This window comes from Arthrobacter sp. CAN_A6 (assembly GCF_015751715.1).
In the GTDB taxonomy this organism is placed as follows: Bacteria; Actinomycetota; Actinomycetes; order Actinomycetales; family Micrococcaceae; genus Arthrobacter_D.
In genome coordinates, this window is the sequence record NZ_JADOUV010000008.1 from 220,573 (window position 1) to 235,138 (window position 14,566).

General features: G+C 64.1%; 12 protein-coding genes. 9 read left to right on the plus strand and 3 right to left on the minus strand.

Annotated features, from left to right (window positions below):
• Positions 1-176: 176 nt before the first annotated feature.
• Together IWX75_RS14225 and IWX75_RS14230 are read left to right on the plus strand one after the other, a co-directional pair.
• Positions 177-1,958: a DUF349 domain-containing protein gene (locus tag IWX75_RS14225; RefSeq protein ID WP_334684356.1), complete on the plus strand. Its 1,782-nt coding sequence runs from the start codon at positions 177-179 to the stop codon at positions 1,956-1,958.
• A gap of 100 nt (positions 1,959-2,058) precedes the next feature.
• On the plus strand, positions 2,059-2,718 hold the full coding sequence (locus IWX75_RS14230) for a hypothetical protein (protein WP_196822897.1): 660 nt from the start codon (positions 2,059-2,061) through the stop codon (positions 2,716-2,718).
• Between the two features lie 293 nt (positions 2,719-3,011).
• On the opposite strand, the gene IWX75_RS14235 is transcribed toward IWX75_RS14230, so the two are convergent.
• From IWX75_RS14235 to IWX75_RS14245, 3 genes are all read right to left on the minus strand, one after another.
• On the minus strand, positions 3,012-5,207 hold the full coding sequence (locus IWX75_RS14235; protein WP_196822898.1) for an acyltransferase family protein: 2,196 nt from the start codon (positions 5,205-5,207) through the stop codon (positions 3,012-3,014).
• Positions 5,208-5,969: 762 nt separating this feature from the next.
• Positions 5,970-6,140 (minus strand): hypothetical protein, encoded by a 171-nt coding sequence (locus IWX75_RS14240; protein ID WP_196822899.1) that lies wholly within the window; start codon positions 6,138-6,140, stop codon positions 5,970-5,972.
• 345 nt (positions 6,141-6,485) lie between these two features.
• The gene (locus tag IWX75_RS14245) at positions 6,486-7,379 is read right to left on the minus strand and encodes a helix-turn-helix transcriptional regulator (RefSeq protein WP_196822900.1); all 894 of its coding nucleotides are present in this window, start codon (positions 7,377-7,379) and stop codon (positions 6,486-6,488) included.
• Between the two features lie 155 nt (positions 7,380-7,534).
• On the opposite strand from IWX75_RS14245, the gene IWX75_RS14250 reads away from it, so the two are divergent.
• The 7 genes from IWX75_RS14250 to IWX75_RS14280 all read left to right on the plus strand — a co-directional run bounded on the left by IWX75_RS14250 (position 7,535) and on the right by IWX75_RS14280 (position 14,154).
• Positions 7,535-8,377 (plus strand): SDR family NAD(P)-dependent oxidoreductase, encoded by an 843-nt coding sequence (locus IWX75_RS14250; RefSeq protein WP_196822901.1) that lies wholly within the window; start codon positions 7,535-7,537, stop codon positions 8,375-8,377.
• An 84-nt stretch (positions 8,378-8,461) separates the two neighbouring features.
• On the plus strand, positions 8,462-9,229 hold the full coding sequence (locus IWX75_RS14255) for an SDR family oxidoreductase (RefSeq protein ID WP_196822902.1): 768 nt from the start codon (positions 8,462-8,464) through the stop codon (positions 9,227-9,229).
• A 46-nt stretch (positions 9,230-9,275) separates the two neighbouring features.
• Positions 9,276-10,331: an aldo/keto reductase gene (locus IWX75_RS14260; RefSeq protein ID WP_196822903.1), complete on the plus strand. Its 1,056-nt coding sequence runs from the start codon at positions 9,276-9,278 to the stop codon at positions 10,329-10,331.
• An 89-nt stretch (positions 10,332-10,420) separates the two neighbouring features.
• Positions 10,421-10,795: a DUF2255 family protein gene (locus IWX75_RS14265; RefSeq protein WP_196822904.1), complete on the plus strand. Its 375-nt coding sequence runs from the start codon at positions 10,421-10,423 to the stop codon at positions 10,793-10,795.
• Positions 10,796-10,984: 189 nt separating this feature from the next.
• On the plus strand, positions 10,985-12,178 hold the full coding sequence (locus tag IWX75_RS14270) for an MFS transporter (protein ID WP_196822905.1): 1,194 nt from the start codon (positions 10,985-10,987) through the stop codon (positions 12,176-12,178).
• Positions 12,179-12,405: 227 nt separating this feature from the next.
• On the plus strand, positions 12,406-13,563 hold the full coding sequence (locus IWX75_RS14275; protein WP_334684357.1) for an aldo/keto reductase: 1,158 nt from the start codon (positions 12,406-12,408) through the stop codon (positions 13,561-13,563).
• 75 nt (positions 13,564-13,638) lie between these two features.
• Complete coding sequence (locus IWX75_RS14280; RefSeq protein WP_196822906.1) at positions 13,639-14,154, plus strand: cyclophilin-like fold protein; 516 nt, start codon at positions 13,639-13,641, stop codon at positions 14,152-14,154.
• Positions 14,155-14,566: the final 412 nt, after the last annotated feature.

The window sequence follows — 14,566 nt, forward strand, 5'->3', positions numbered from 1 at the left end:
CATCATGGGTAAAGTAGCCTCAGGGCTGGAGTACCTGGAACCATCGCCAACGGCGGTGGAAAGGGGTGCATCGCCGCCGGGGGTTTCGATGGACTCCGGAACGATAGACTCATCAGCCCTGAAACAATGGCCGCGGCACGGTTCGCGCCCATCCGACGAGCGAAAGACTTTTAGCGGTGACAGACAGTCAGCAATCCGACGAAATGACCACTGGCAGCACCTCCACAGAAGAGGAGACGCCGGCTCAGCCGGAAGCGTCAGCGGTTGAAGAATCAGCAACGGAAGCGACGGAGACAGCGCTGGACGGCCAGGCCGGGCAGACGCATGAGGTCCCCGAAGTAGAAGCAGCCCAGACGGAAGCGCCCGAAGCAGCTCCGGAGACCGAGGCACCCGAGGCGGCTTCCGTGGTCGAAGCAGCCGAGGTAGGGGCACCCGAAGCAGCTCCCGTGGTCGAAGCAGCCGAGGTAGGGGCACCCGAAGCAGCTCCCGAGGTCGAAGCAGCCTCCGCGGTGCCGAACTCTTCGGTGGCTCCCACGCCGCCGGCCGATGTCGAACCTGCGTCAGGCGCCGACGATCCAGCCCCCCCTACCCCCGCTCCGGCTCCGCGGCCGGCGTCCTCCCGCCCGCCGCTTCACACTGCGATGACCCCGCGCCCGTCCCGGAAGTCGAAGCGGCCGATCGCCGTACCGCCGGCGCACAGCACACCCCTCGAGGAAGCAGCCAAGTTCGCCCGCGTCGAGGATGACGGCCACGTCTACCTGCTGATCAACGACGAGGAACACCCGGTAGGCCAGTACCCCGACGCCACGCGGGAGGAGGCGCTCGCCTACTTCGTGCGCAAGTACGACGACGTCGCGAGTCAGGTGATCCTGCTCGAGCAGCGGGTGCAGGCCAAGGCGCCCTCCTCCGATATGCAGAAGACCGCCAAGCACCTCCGCGCGCAGGTCGGCGAGCGGAAGATGGTCGGCGATGTGGTGGGGCTGGTCGCCCGCATCGACACGTTGGTGGAAGCTATCACCCAGCTCGAGAAGACCGAGCGTGCCGCTCAGGACGAGGTGAAGGCGAAGGAGCTCGCTGCGCGTGAGGCCCTGGTGTCAGAGGCTGAAGAGCTTGCGGGCCGGGACCCGGGAACGGTGCAGTGGAAAGTCAGCAGCACCCGGATGAACGAACTGTTCGAACTGTGGAAGGCTGCGCAGAAGAACGGGCCCCGGCTCGGCCGCGGGACCGAAGACGCCCTGTGGAAGAGGTTCCGCTCGGCACGCACTGTCTTCGACCGTCACCGCCGCGCCTACTTCTCCCAGCTGGACAGTGACAACGCCGAAGCTAAGCATGCCAAGGAAGCACTGATCGCGAAGGCTGAGCAGCTCTCCACCTCCACGGACTGGGGCCACACTGCGGCCGAGTACCGCCGGCTCATGGACGAGTGGAAGGCGTCCAAGCGCGCCAGCCGCAAGGACGACGATGCCCTCTGGGCACGTTTCCGCGCAGCCCAGGACCGCTTCTTCGAGGCGCGTAAAACAGCGAACGAAGCGGTGGACGAAGAGTACGGGTCCAACCTCACGACGAAGGAAGCTCTCCTGAAGGAGGCCAAGCTGCTGGTACCTGTTCGGGACGTCGCCGCAGCGAAGAAGGCCCTGCAATCCATCCGCGACCGGTGGGAGGACGCAGGGAAGGTTCCCCGCGCCGACATGGGACGGATCGAGGCCGGCCTGCGGCAGGTCGAGGATGCCGTGAAGTCTGCTGACGACGCCCACTGGCAGAAAACCAATCCGGAGACCAAGGCCCGCACCAACAGCGCCCTGAGCCAGCTCGAGGCAACGATCGCGACCCTTCAGGAAGACCTTGCGGCAGCGGAACGGGCCGGCGACACCAAGCGGATCACCACGGCCAAGGAAGCCCTTGCTGCCCGTGAGCAATGGCTCACGATGCTGCAGCGCTCGGCCCAGGACTTCTCCTAGGGCTTCAGCGCCGCGTCGTCGTCGAGGCCTCCGCTCCCGGTTGTCCACATGCCGGGGGCGGAGGCTTTTCCTTTGGCTACGTGTTGGTGATGCTGGAGCAATGCCTCCCCTGGACAGCCTCGCTTCAGCGTCCCCGCCTATGCTTCCGCTGCCCGGAGCGTCCTCCAAGGTGGAGATCACCTCCACCGGCGGCGCGCTTTTTCACGCGGGGGAAGTTTTCAGCTCCGAGGAGTTGCAGGCGATGAGGCTGGATGGACTGGTGCGCCGAATCTATGGAAGTTCGTACCTGAGGACCGATCTCCCGGAGGACGCAACAGTTCGGGCCCAGTGTGCTGCACGCTCGGTGCCGCGGAGCCTGCGGCCCCGCGTGGCTCTCGGCCGGCAGTGTGCTGCGTGGATCTATGGCTGTGCTCCCCCTCCCCTGCTGCTGAATCTGGTGACCGATCACCGACGCCGGACTACTTCCTTGCCCCTCTTCAGCAATGCCGCCATGCACCAGGTGGCGTTGGGGCCGTTCGACGTCAACCTGGTCGCTGGTATCCCCGTCACCACGCCGCTGCGCACCGCCCTCGACATCGCAATCCACGGGGAGGACACCAGTGCGGTGGACATTCTTTGCGCGATCGCCTCGAGCGACTCGCTCGACTGCAGGTTGCGCCTCGTCGAGGCCGCCGTCTCCACCACGAGGCGGGTCCCGGGACGAACAAGGGCTCTTGCGCGCCTCCGGCAAGCTCAGGCATTGACGTCCGCAGGTTGGTGAACTGCTCGACGCACTCTCGCTACTGAACAACAGCCTGAGAGGTGGGATTGGTAGGTAAGACAGTTCGGGGCTCATAGAGTGGCCAGCTTTGACTATGTCAACATTTAATTGCCCCATGTACAGGACGCCGATGATGACCGGAACGTAGAACAGGTCTGCTGCTCCATCTGCCCGGGCGGATTTCTACGGCATGAGTGCGCGATATGAGTGTGAGTCAGTGATGGGTTGGCATCGTGTGCTCGTTGTGCAGTGTGGGTTGTCGTATGTGGAGTGGGGGCCGCTTTTGTGGTTGGTTACGGATTTTCTGGGGAGGACTGTCGGGAACCGAGGATGGCGTGGTTTTCGAGCTCATTGCGCAAGGCGGGCGCCACTTTGGTTTGGAACTGCGGCGTCATGTGGACAAGGTCCCGCATCACGGGAGTGTTCCCGATGAAGCTTGGGCACCAATTTTCAGTGCAGAACCAGAGTTCCGGGCTCAGGTAGAAAGCACCGAGTTCTGCGGCGAGTTCTTCTTCGGCGGCAGCGAAGGTGTGCCACTGGGTGTCGATCTGTCCGGCGCAGAAGGATGGATTGGCGATCTTCGAGTAGCACTCTTGGATGTCTGTGGTGAGGGGTGGTGGTGAGAGGAATACGACGGAGCCCACGGAATCGCTGAAGCGAGACACGATTTCTTGTGTGCTGTCTTTCCACTCCTCCGGGGTCATTGGCTCGTCTCGACCCGTGGGGACTCGCGGCTCATACGTGTTGGAGATGATCACGACCTCTGGTCGGAGTCTGGTGATAGCCTCTACAGCCTGCGCTTTCCGCCCTTCGCACGCTGCCACGAGTTTCGGGGCAGGATTCTTCACGAGGATGTCGGTGAAGGTACAGCCGGACGAGGCGAGGCTGGTGACCGACCAGCCATCTGCGGATCTGAACACGTGTCGCACTGTCGACGCCCAGGACATGGCGATCGAGTCGCCGACAACCACTGCGCGCCGGGTGGCATTAGGGTCACCCCACGTGCACTCGCTGATATCGAAGCGTCCGGTACCGCCGCAGGCGCTAATCTCTCCGGGAGCCAGCGGGCCTTTCATCGCCTCGTCCATACTGGGTTCTAGCTGCGGCCAGTCCTCCTTTTCGAGCGCACTGCGGATCTGCTCCTGCAATATGGCCGTCTCATTCGACACGCCGGGCGCGTCTGTGCCGCTCAGCTCGATGGCCCGGGCGTGCTCTGGCACGAGGGGGACCGCTATTGTCACCAGGACGGCCGTGACGCTGGCAGCTATGGCGGCCCGCTGGAAGCCGGCCCCCCGCGCCGCTTTTCGGGCTGCCTTCCTGTCCGGCGTCGTCGTCGTTCCCTCGGCCCCTACTCTTCGCCCGGAGAGCCAGGAGGACCTGCGGACGGGGTCCTCGATGAGGTGGTAGGAGAACACCGCGAGGAGGAACATCGCTGCAGCGCAGCCCAGGTAGAACAAGGGACCCCGGTCGAGGAACACGGCGCCGCCAATGATGATCACCGGGAAGTGCCAGAGGTACAGCGAGTAGGAGATGTTGCCGAGGTAACCGCTCACGGGATTGGTGAGGGGCAGCAGGAACGGGTGTCTTTCCGTACCGGTGCCGGCCAGGATCACGAGGACCGCACCGAGGACAGGGAGAAGTGCCCACGGTGCCGGGAAACCCGAGGAAGAGTCGACGACGAACAGCCCGGCCACCATCAGTCCGATGCCCAGCCAAGCCAGCAGCGGACGTACCCTCGCAGCGAGTCGGCTGCACAGCGGTGCGGCGCAGGCCAGAGCCGCACCGGCGCCGAGTTCCCAGGCGCGGGAGAACGTGGAGAAGTAGGCCTGGGTAGGTGACGTCTGCGTTTCCCAGAAAGCCCAGGCGAAGGATGCCGCGGAGATCAGTCCGATCATTAGTCCGGCGCAGAGCCGGGCCCGCGCGCGGCCACCGTTCGGGTGCTTCGCCACCAGTGCCAGCACCAGGAGCATGACGGCTGGCCACACGAAGTAGAACTGCTCCTCAACGGACAGGGACCAGAAGTGCTGCAGGGGAGAGACCGGTACGTTCGCCCGGAAGTAGTCGGTGCCACCGGCTGCGAAGCGCCAGTTGGCGCCGAACAGCGCCGCTACCGCGCCATCCTGCGCCGTCTCAAGGAAGCGGGAGGGCCTGAAGATCGCGAAGGCCCCGAGGAGGGTGGCCACGATCGCGGCGAGCGACGCCGGAATAATGCGTTTGATACGCCGCCGGTAGAAGTCACCGAAGGAGATGCGCCCGGCCTTCTCGTACTCCCGGAGAAGAAGCCCCGTAATGAGGAAGCCCGAGATGACGAAGAAGATGTCCACGCCGATGAAGCCGCCGCTCGGCCACCCAATCAGATGATCCAGCACCACCACCACGACCGCCAGGGCACGCAGGCCCTGAATGTCCGGCCGGACGCGCGTCCTCTCGGACGCTGCCTCTCGACAGGACCCCGCGCGAGCAGGACCGGAGGGGGACGCGGTGTGCATGGAAGCCTTCGGATAGCGTGCAGACGGGCCCCCTCAACGATTCTACGACACGCTGGCGTAAGGGCTCTGTGGCAACTAACAGCGGAACGGACTGTCCCACTGCCCGGTGCTCGTCCAGTCCGCGGTCCACTGAGTGCAATTCGTCGAACTGCCAAGGCTTAGCTTTTCACGTTGTGTAGACGGCAACAGATCGTCCAGATCCGCATCCGACAATTGCCGTGACTATAAGACGACAGGAAACGTCCCAGACTCATAGGAGTACAGGGGACACATGCCCGCTGGTCCATCCTCACTGTGTATCTCACCCCGGGACGCCACTACCCATCCGGCCGTTCCGCGCACGACCGTCCATAAAACACCTGGAAGTAACCGCGCGCAGGACGGCACGCCGTATTCCGTGGCTCGTGTCCGAGACCGATGTGCCGCGACTCTCTTCGGCGGACCATTGCGGAGTCTGTATCCGTCCTGGCTCCGCCAGCTGAATATCGCCCTGCACGAGCGACCGGTCGATTAGGGATCCTTCTTACGGGCAGTGGGCGTGCAGTCCGCACCGCGGAGACGACGGCATGGATCCGCAGGGCGGTTGCGTCCTCCCGATCCGTTGCCGACGACGTATGGGTGACTCGGCGCAGACCCAGCCCGTCAAGGGTGGATCGAGGCTAAGCAAGTGCCGCTGGGAGCGCCCGTGCCAGGTCGGAACATCACTGGAGGGGACGCGGCGCCTCAACCCGGGTCACTTTCGCACCCGATGCCCGAGTGTCGTCACTCGGGATGCTGGCTGTGGTCTTCGACGTCTGGTTTCGCCCGCAGGACGTCGGCGATTTCTTCCTCCGGACGCGGCGCGATGGTCTCGTTAACCGCGAGCTCTGGGACGGTCGGCTCATCCGGGCCGGGAATGTGCTCCTGAGAGGAGTGCTCGTTGTGGGGAGACACGGGGGATTCCTTCGGTCGGCAACATCCACAGCGTATACCGATTTAGCTGCAGCCGAGCCACGCATCCTCTGCTGCGCACAGGGCGGGCTCGGCGCAACCAGGTTCGTTCGATACGCCAAATAGCGGTGCGAAAGGACGGCCACATAGCCCTGCGATCCACAGAATTTCACTGGAAATGGCGGGTTTTTTTCAAGGAAGTGGCGGGGTGTCGACGCTGCGGCCTGCGGGAGTGCCCGTAGGGGAATCCTCAGCGGATGGTCAGAGTCTGGGTTATCCAAGCTGCTCCAACTGCGCTAGCGGTATGGACGATCGGATGAGGTGACTGAGGCTTTTTGGTTCTGCAGGTTAGGAGTCTGTGGGGGTGGCTTCGCGTTGTCTAGCCGTGTCGCTGGTCGCGGTCCAGCTGGCGAGGAGTTTCAGGGCGTCGACGGTGTGGGAGCCGGGAGGGGCGCTGTAGGCGATGAGTTGAAGGCCGCGGTCAGCGGAGAGGTCCATGGCTTCGAAGTGGAGGTCGAGGTCTCCGACGATCGGGTGGGTGATGAGTTTGATACCGGTGCGGTGTTCGCGGACGTCGTGGGATGCCCAGAGTGTTCGGAAGGGTTCGCTGCGGGTGGAGAGTTCGCCGATGAGGTCACTGAGGATCCGGTCGTGGGAAGAGCGGCCTGCTTCGGCGCGGAGGAGCGCAACGGTGGCGTAAGCGGCGTCGTCCCAGTCCCGGTAGAAGGCGTCGGCGCGGGAATCGAGGAAGACGAAACGGCCGAAGTTGGCCGGTCGCTGGGGCTGAACGTAGAGCTCGGAGAACACGCCGTAGCCGAGCTTGTTGGTGGCAAGGATGTCGAGGCGGCCGTTCTGGATGAACACGGGCACGTCGGTCATGGTGTCGATGAGTTGCTGAAGGCCGGGGCGGATCTGCTGGGGGCGGGTGACACCGCGGCGGCGCCGGGGGTGCTCGCCTTCGTTGGCGGTTCGCACGAGGTCGTACAGGTGGGTGCGTTCAGCGTCGTCGAGTTGTAGCGCGCGGCTGATGCCCTCGAGCACGGCCTCGGAGACGCCTTTGGCGTTGCCTCGCTCGAGTCTGACGTAGTACTCGACACTCATCCCGGCGACGAGGGCAACTTCCTCGCGGCGCAGACCTGGCACTCGGCGGCGTCCACCGAAGTCGGGCATGCCGACTTGTTCGGGGGTGAGCCTGGCGCGTCTGCTGGTCAGGAACTCGCGGATGTCGTTCGGGGTGTCCATGTCTTCGAATGTACGCCTGCAGCTCGCCCTTAGGGGGTCCCCAGTGTTAACCGGATAGGTAGTGACTGCCTCACGCGTCGCGGAAGTCGCTGACTGGATTTATCACCCCATCAGGGCCGGCGCGACTGCCGGCTCGCACGACAGTAAGGCAGATCATGGCTGACAGTAACGTTTGGTTCATCACCGGTGCGGGTCGGGGCCTTGGCATCGACATCGCCCAGTCCGCTCTCTCCGCCGGCCACAAGGTCGTCGCCACCGGCCGCAACGCCGACAAGGTGCTCGCCGCGATCGGTGAGCACGAGAACCTGCTCGCCGTGTCGCTCGACATCACAGACCCCGCCGCTGCGCAGACCGCAGCCCAGGCAGCCGTCGACCGGTTCGGTCGCATCGATGTGCTCGTCAACAACGCCGGCAACTTCTACGCCGGCTACTTCGAGAACATCAGCGACGAGCAGCTGCGTAAGCAAATGGAAACCAACTTCTTCGGTCCGCTGAACGTCACGCGCAGCGTCCTGCCGGTCATGCGCAAGCAGCGCTCCGGCCAGGTCATCACGATCACCTCCGCCGCCGGCCTTCTCGGCCAGGAGTTCTGCGCCGCCTACGCACCGTCGAAGTTCGCCCTCGAGGGCTGGATGGAATCGCTCCGCTACGACGTCGAGCCCTACGGCATCAAGACCATGGCAGTAGAGCCCGGGTTCTTCCGCACCGAGCTGCTCGTCGAGGGCTCCTCCACCATCTGGCCCGAACTGGTCATCGAGGACTACTCCGAGCGCACCGCGCAAACCATCGCGGTGTGGTCGAGCATGAACGGCCAGCAGGGCGGCGACCCGAAGAAACTCGGCCAGGCACTGGTCACCCTGTCCGACTCCGAGGAGCTGCCGCTGCGCTTCCTCGCGGGAGCCGATGTCATGGGCGGCGTCGAGCAGAACCTCGCCGTCATCCAGGGGCAGATCGACGCCCACCGCGAGCTGTCGGCCTCCCTCAACTACGAGAGCTGATCCAACCCGAACTGACCCGCACCATCCCGCCGCGCTGACCCGCGGCACCAGATCACCAGATCACCAGCAAAGGACACACACCTCATGGCTTTGAAGTTGACCGGAACCGTCGCGATCGTCACCGGCGCCAGCAGCGGGATCGGCGAGGCGACCGCGAAGGAACTCGCCACTCACGGCGCGACCGTCGCCGTCGTCGCCCGCCGCAAGGACCGCCTCGACACCCTCGTGACCGAGATCGAGACCGTCGGCGGCGCCGCTTTCGCCGTCGCTGCGGACATCACCGACCGCGCCCAGGCCGAGCAGGCCATTCAGAGCGTCGTCGAGCGGTTCGGCCGCCTCGACATCCTGATCAACAACGCCGGGCTCATGCTGCTCGGACACGTCGTGGACACCGACGTGGAGGAGTGGGAGCAGATGATCGCCGTGAATCAGAACGGCCTGCTCTACATGACCAAAGCCGCCCTGCCTCACCTGCTCACGTCCGCCAAGGACGACCTGCGCGGCGTCGCGGACATCGTCAACATTTCCTCGATCGCCGGACGCCAGGCGTGGGCTAACTTCGCCGCGTACAACATGACCAAGTTCGGGGTGAACGGCTTCACCGAAGCACTCCGACAGGAAGTCACCAAGCTGCAGGTCCGCGTCGGAGTGCTCGAGCCCGGAGCGGTCGCCACAGAGCTCGTCTCGCAGAACAGCCAGAAGGTCCAGGACGACTTGGCCGCCTCGGACGGCGCGGCGATCCCCGTGCCGCTGCAGCCGGTAGATATTGCCGAGAGCATCGCGTTCATGGTGACCCGTCCAGCCCGATCCTCCATGGCCGAGCTGTGGGCCATGCCCACCTCCCAGGCCTAGAACACCCGACACCAGAAACCCCCGAGACCAGAACGGACACCATCACATGAAGTACCGCACCCTCACCGGAACCGGCATCAGCGTCTCCAACCTCGCCCTGGGCACGATGGGCTTTGGCACCGAAACCAAGGAAGCTGAAGCGTTCGCGATCCTCGACCGGTTCGTCGAAGCTGACGGCAACCTCCTGGATTCCTCCAACGTCTACGGCGCCGGCGCCTCCGAGGAGCTGCTCGGCCGCTGGTTCGCCAGCCGCCCCGCTGATGTCACCAACCGGGTCGTCCTCGCTACGAAGGGCCGCTATGGCACCGGGCTGGACACCAATGAGAACGGGTCCTCCCGCCGCAACCTCTCCCGCGCTGTCGACGCGTCGCTGGCCCGTCTCGGCCGCGAGAACATCGACCTGTATCAGCTGCACGGCTGGGACCCGCTGACCCCGATCGAGGAGACCCTCGGGTTCCTCGACGACGCCGTGCACGCCGGCAAGATCACCTACATTGGCCTGTCGAACTTCACCGGTTGGCAGCTGCAGCTCGCCGTGTCCACCGCGAAGGCCATGGGCCTGCAACTGCCGGTGACATTGCAGCCGCAGTACAGCCTTATCGATCGGGAGATCGAGTTCGAGATCATCCCCGCTGCCCTCTACAACAACATCGGACTGCTCCCCTGGTCTCCGCTGGCCGCCGGATTCCTCAGCGGCAAGTACCACAAGGGCGAAGCGTGGGCAGAAGGCACGCGCGCCGGCGCGGGCAACCCCATGAACGAGCACATCTTCGGCGCGTTCGCCGCCAAGAACCAGAACTGGGACACCCTCGAGACTGTCCGTTCGGTCGCGAAGAATCTCGGAGCAACCCCCGCCCAGGTCGCCTACAGCTGGATCGGCAACCGTCCCGGTGTCGTCGCACCGATCATCGGCGCCCGCACCCTCGAGCAACTCGAAGAGAACCTAGTTACGGCCGACCTCGACCTCGGCGATGAAGCGACCGCGCAGCTGGAAATGGTCAGCGCCCCGACCCCGAACGACTACCCCTACGGGCCGTTCGGCGTGCGGATGCGTCGACGCTACGTCGAATCCAGCAACCAGCCCATCCTCGAACTTTTCTAAAACCCTCCCCTCTGATGCGGACCAAGGCGTGGCAGGCATCCGCCCCGCCACGACTTGGTCTCCTCACCCATTTGGAAAGCAGAACAACCATGTCCACCTTCAGCCCCGACGTCCTCAGCGCGATCGCGAAGAACGAGGATCTCTTCGTCTCTCCGTTCCGCGAGGACGGCACCACCTACTGCACTCCCACCCAGACCTGGGCGCTTATCGTCGGCGACACGGTCTACGTCCGCGCCGCCAACGGCCAGGATTCGCGCTGGTACCAAGCGGCAATTACTCAAAAAGCCGGCCGTATCCGCGTCAACGGCCAGTACTACGAGGCACATTTCGCAGCGGCCGGTACCACGGACGAGGCCGCGATCGACGCCGCCTACGAGGCCAAATACCCCGGCAGCTCCGCCGTACCGATCATGCAGGGCGCCGCACCTAAATCGGCCTCCGTCCGCATCACACCCAGCGAATGATCTAGGGCCTTAATTACGTAACACGCCTGCTGCTTGCGAGCTGATGCGCGGCCACCATCAGACCCGCCATCGAACCTGTCGTCATCGTCGGCAGACGCCCGCACCTCTGGCAGGCACCGGGACGCCCGCTACCCGTTGGACCATCCTCACCACCACCGCACCTCTCACCAAAGAATCGGAAAAAGCCCAATGACAAAGACCATGGAACTTGAGGCGACACCTGTCGTCACCACCCGGTTCCCTTGGGCCCCGATACTGATCCTTGGATTCGCCTGGTTCCTCGGTGTCGCCATCGAACTCAGCCCCGCCGGACTACTCAGCGACATCGCCGCCGACCTCGACGTCACCGCCGCCGGCGCGGGCACCCTGACCACGTTCTACGCTCTCGGCAACGCGATCCTCGTTCTGCCGCTGACCGCGATCGCGATCCGCTTCTCCCGCCGCACGGCACTGAACGTGGTCATGATCGTGTTCGTGATCAGCAACCTGGTCGTCGCGGCGGCACCGAACCTGTTCGCCGCTGATGCCGGACGGTTTCTCGGCGGCGCCTGCTACGCCCTAATCTGCACCCTCTTTCCCGCCGTCGCTATCCGTATCGCCGGACCCCAGCACGCGGGTAAGGCGATCACTGTCATCTTCGCCGCCACCAGCCTGGGCACCGCCCTCGGCGCCCCCATCGCATCTCTGGCGGGCAACGCGTTCGGCTGGCGGATCACGTTCCTGGCGGCTGCCGTACTGGCCCTCATCGCGGGAATCTTGATGTCATTCATCGTCCCGGCCGTACACGTAAAAGTGCAGAAAAGCCTCACACTGATGGAAACCGCTCGGCTTCCGGGCGTGCTGCGTGTCGCGATCGGCTGGGCACTGGTGATGCTCGCCCACTTCGTCATCCTCACCTACATCGACGCCTACCTCGAGAACCTCGGCGTCCCCACCTACATCACCAGCGTCACCTTGTTCCTCATCGGCATCGGCGGTCTCGTCGGTACCATCCTCATCAGCCGCGTGTCGAACAAGTCCGTGTTCGCCGCCCTCATCGCAGCGCCGGTCACCGTCGCTGTGGGTCTCGCGTTTCTTTTCCTGAGCAACGGAAACCTCGTCGTCGTGCTAATCGCTGTCGCTCTGTGGGGAACTGGCATAGCCGCGGCCGTGGTCGCCTACCAGCAGAGCATTCTTCTCACCGGGCGCCGCGCACCGGAGATGGCGACCAGCATCGGCGTCCTTCTCGCGCAAGCCGGTTTCGCCACCGGCTCCACCGTCGGCGGCATCACCCTTGACTTCCTCGGCGTCGCGGCCATCCCCTTGGTCGCCCTGGTCTTCGTCGCGGGATCGATCATCATCGCCACGACCCTCCGTCCGATCATCCACGCCGCACAACAGTAAGAAGTCGTGCAGCGGACTACCAGTGACGGACCACCCGCAGGCACGACGCGGACAAAGCCCCACCCCATTCAGCAGTTCGACAGGTGAGCACATTCGGCTGCGCCCCGGAACGATCCTGCCCCGGCGAGCTATCAGAACCCCCGAGATTGTTCTCGCCGCTCCCCACTCACCCGCTACTCTCACCCGGCCCTGAGGCCGAACCACCCAATTAGGACGGATAACAAACGATGACCGACACCACTCCCCGCCGAGGAATCAACCGCCGCGAGTTCGGCGCCGCAGTACTTGGCGCGGGCCTTGTTGCCGTGCCCGTACTCGGCGTCACCACCGCCACGCGCGCCGCCTCACCCGCTGCTCCTGCTGCTCCTGCTGCTCCTGTTTCAGCGAACCCGACGTCAATGCGTACACGTAATCTGGGCGCCCTGAGTGTTTCCGAGATGGGCGCCGGGGCGATGGCGATCAGCGCCAACTACGGCCCGGCCGCCCCCATCGACCAAGGCATCGCAGCACTGCGCGCCGCCCACGAACGCGGCGTCACCTTCTTCGATACGGCCGAGGTCTACGGTCCCTACACCAGCGAAGAACTCGTAGGCCAGGCGGTACGCCCCTTCCGCGACGAAGTCACCATCGCCAGCAAGTTCGGGTTCGACGTCGCCGGAACCGGCGCGCCGCTCAGCCGCCCCGACCACATCCGGACCGTCATCGAGCAGTCCCTGCAACGTCTGCAAACCGACCGCATCGATCTCTACTACCAGCACCGCGTCGACCCCAACGTCCCCATCGAGGAGGTCGCGGGCACAATCAAAGAGCTCGTCAATGAGGGCAAAGTCCTGCATTTCGGCCTCTCCGAAGCAAGCGCCGCAACCATCCGCCGCGCCCACGCCGTCCACCCCGTGGCCGCCGTACAAAGCGAGTACTCCATTTGGACCCGCGATGTTGAATCAAACGGTGTCCTGGATGCATGCGAGGACCTTGGTATCGGTTTCGTTCCGTGGTCACCTGTCGGCGCCGGGTTCCTCACCGGCAAAATTAACCCCGCCACCCGCTTTGACCCCGCGGACGACATCCGATCCGGTTTCCCGCGCTTCACTGCCGGAAACCTGACTGCGAACATGCCTTTCGTCGAGGTTCTCAATCGCGTTGCCGACCAGAAGAACGCGACCGCTTCCCAGATCGCCCTCGCTTGGCTGCTGGCACAAAAGCCATGGATCGTCCCGATCCCCGGAACCCGCAACACCAGCCACCTCGCCGAGAACTTCGGCGCCCTCGACATCGAACTTACCGCCACCGACCTCAGCAGCATGAACGAGCAGCTCGCCTTGCTCACTGTCGTCGGAGAACGCATGGACGCAGTCAACATGTCCATCATCGACCGCACCGTATAAAGCCCCTTGCCGTAACACCCTCGCGCCTTAACACCCCACGCGCGTATCCACCACGAAAACGAAAGACCACGACACATGAGAAAGACACTTGCCCTCATCCTTGGCGCCACCACGGCCCTCATACTTGCCGGATGCTCTTCCGGCACTGCATCAGAACCCTCCGCCACACCGACCGCAACTTCTGCGGCACCCAATACCACCGAAGTTCCTACCGACAGCAGCGCAACCCCATCAGCTGGCAGCACGGCCATCACGATCACCATTGACGACACCACCATCACGGCCACTCTCAACGAGTCAGCCGCCGCACAGGATCTCGTCGCTGCCCTTCCAATGACGATCCCCTCAGTGCGGAACATCGACATTGAATACTTCGGCGCCACCGCCGCACCACTGACCGAAACCGGTCCGTTCTACGAAGACGTCCAGCCAGGCGACGTCGTCTACTACGCACCTAAAGATGAAGTAGCCCTGATCTTTGAGCTCACCAGCTCCCCAGGACAGCTCACCAAGATCGGCGACATCACCTCCGACCTGAGCATCTTCGACGGACTGCCCGACGACGCCGACATCCTCTACGAACTCGGCTGACCCCGCGCCCAGCCTCGAACTCTGCCCATAAGACGGTCTCTGACCGCTCATGCTTCAGCTCCGCCTGACGAAGGTCGACGCTGCAGCCAGCAGTGCTGGTCTACCCCGCTCGGTGAAAAGGCCCGCACAGGTACCCCAGAAGTACATCAAGCTGCTGCCCGAAGTCGATCCAATCGAACAGCTGGAGAAGTGCATGAACGACCGTCCATTGAACGGCTAGCAACCCGGGCGCTCAGAACGGTGCCTCGTGTCTCATGAACCGTGTCCGCGACCTACGTACTGTCATGTACATCGGTGGCACACAGGGGACTGCCCACGGTTTGGTTGACTCGTGGGGTTGATAGTTTTTAGGCGGCTAGCGCCATGTTGTTGATTGTCTCAAATTCGATCGGGGTCAGTTTTCCGAGGGCTT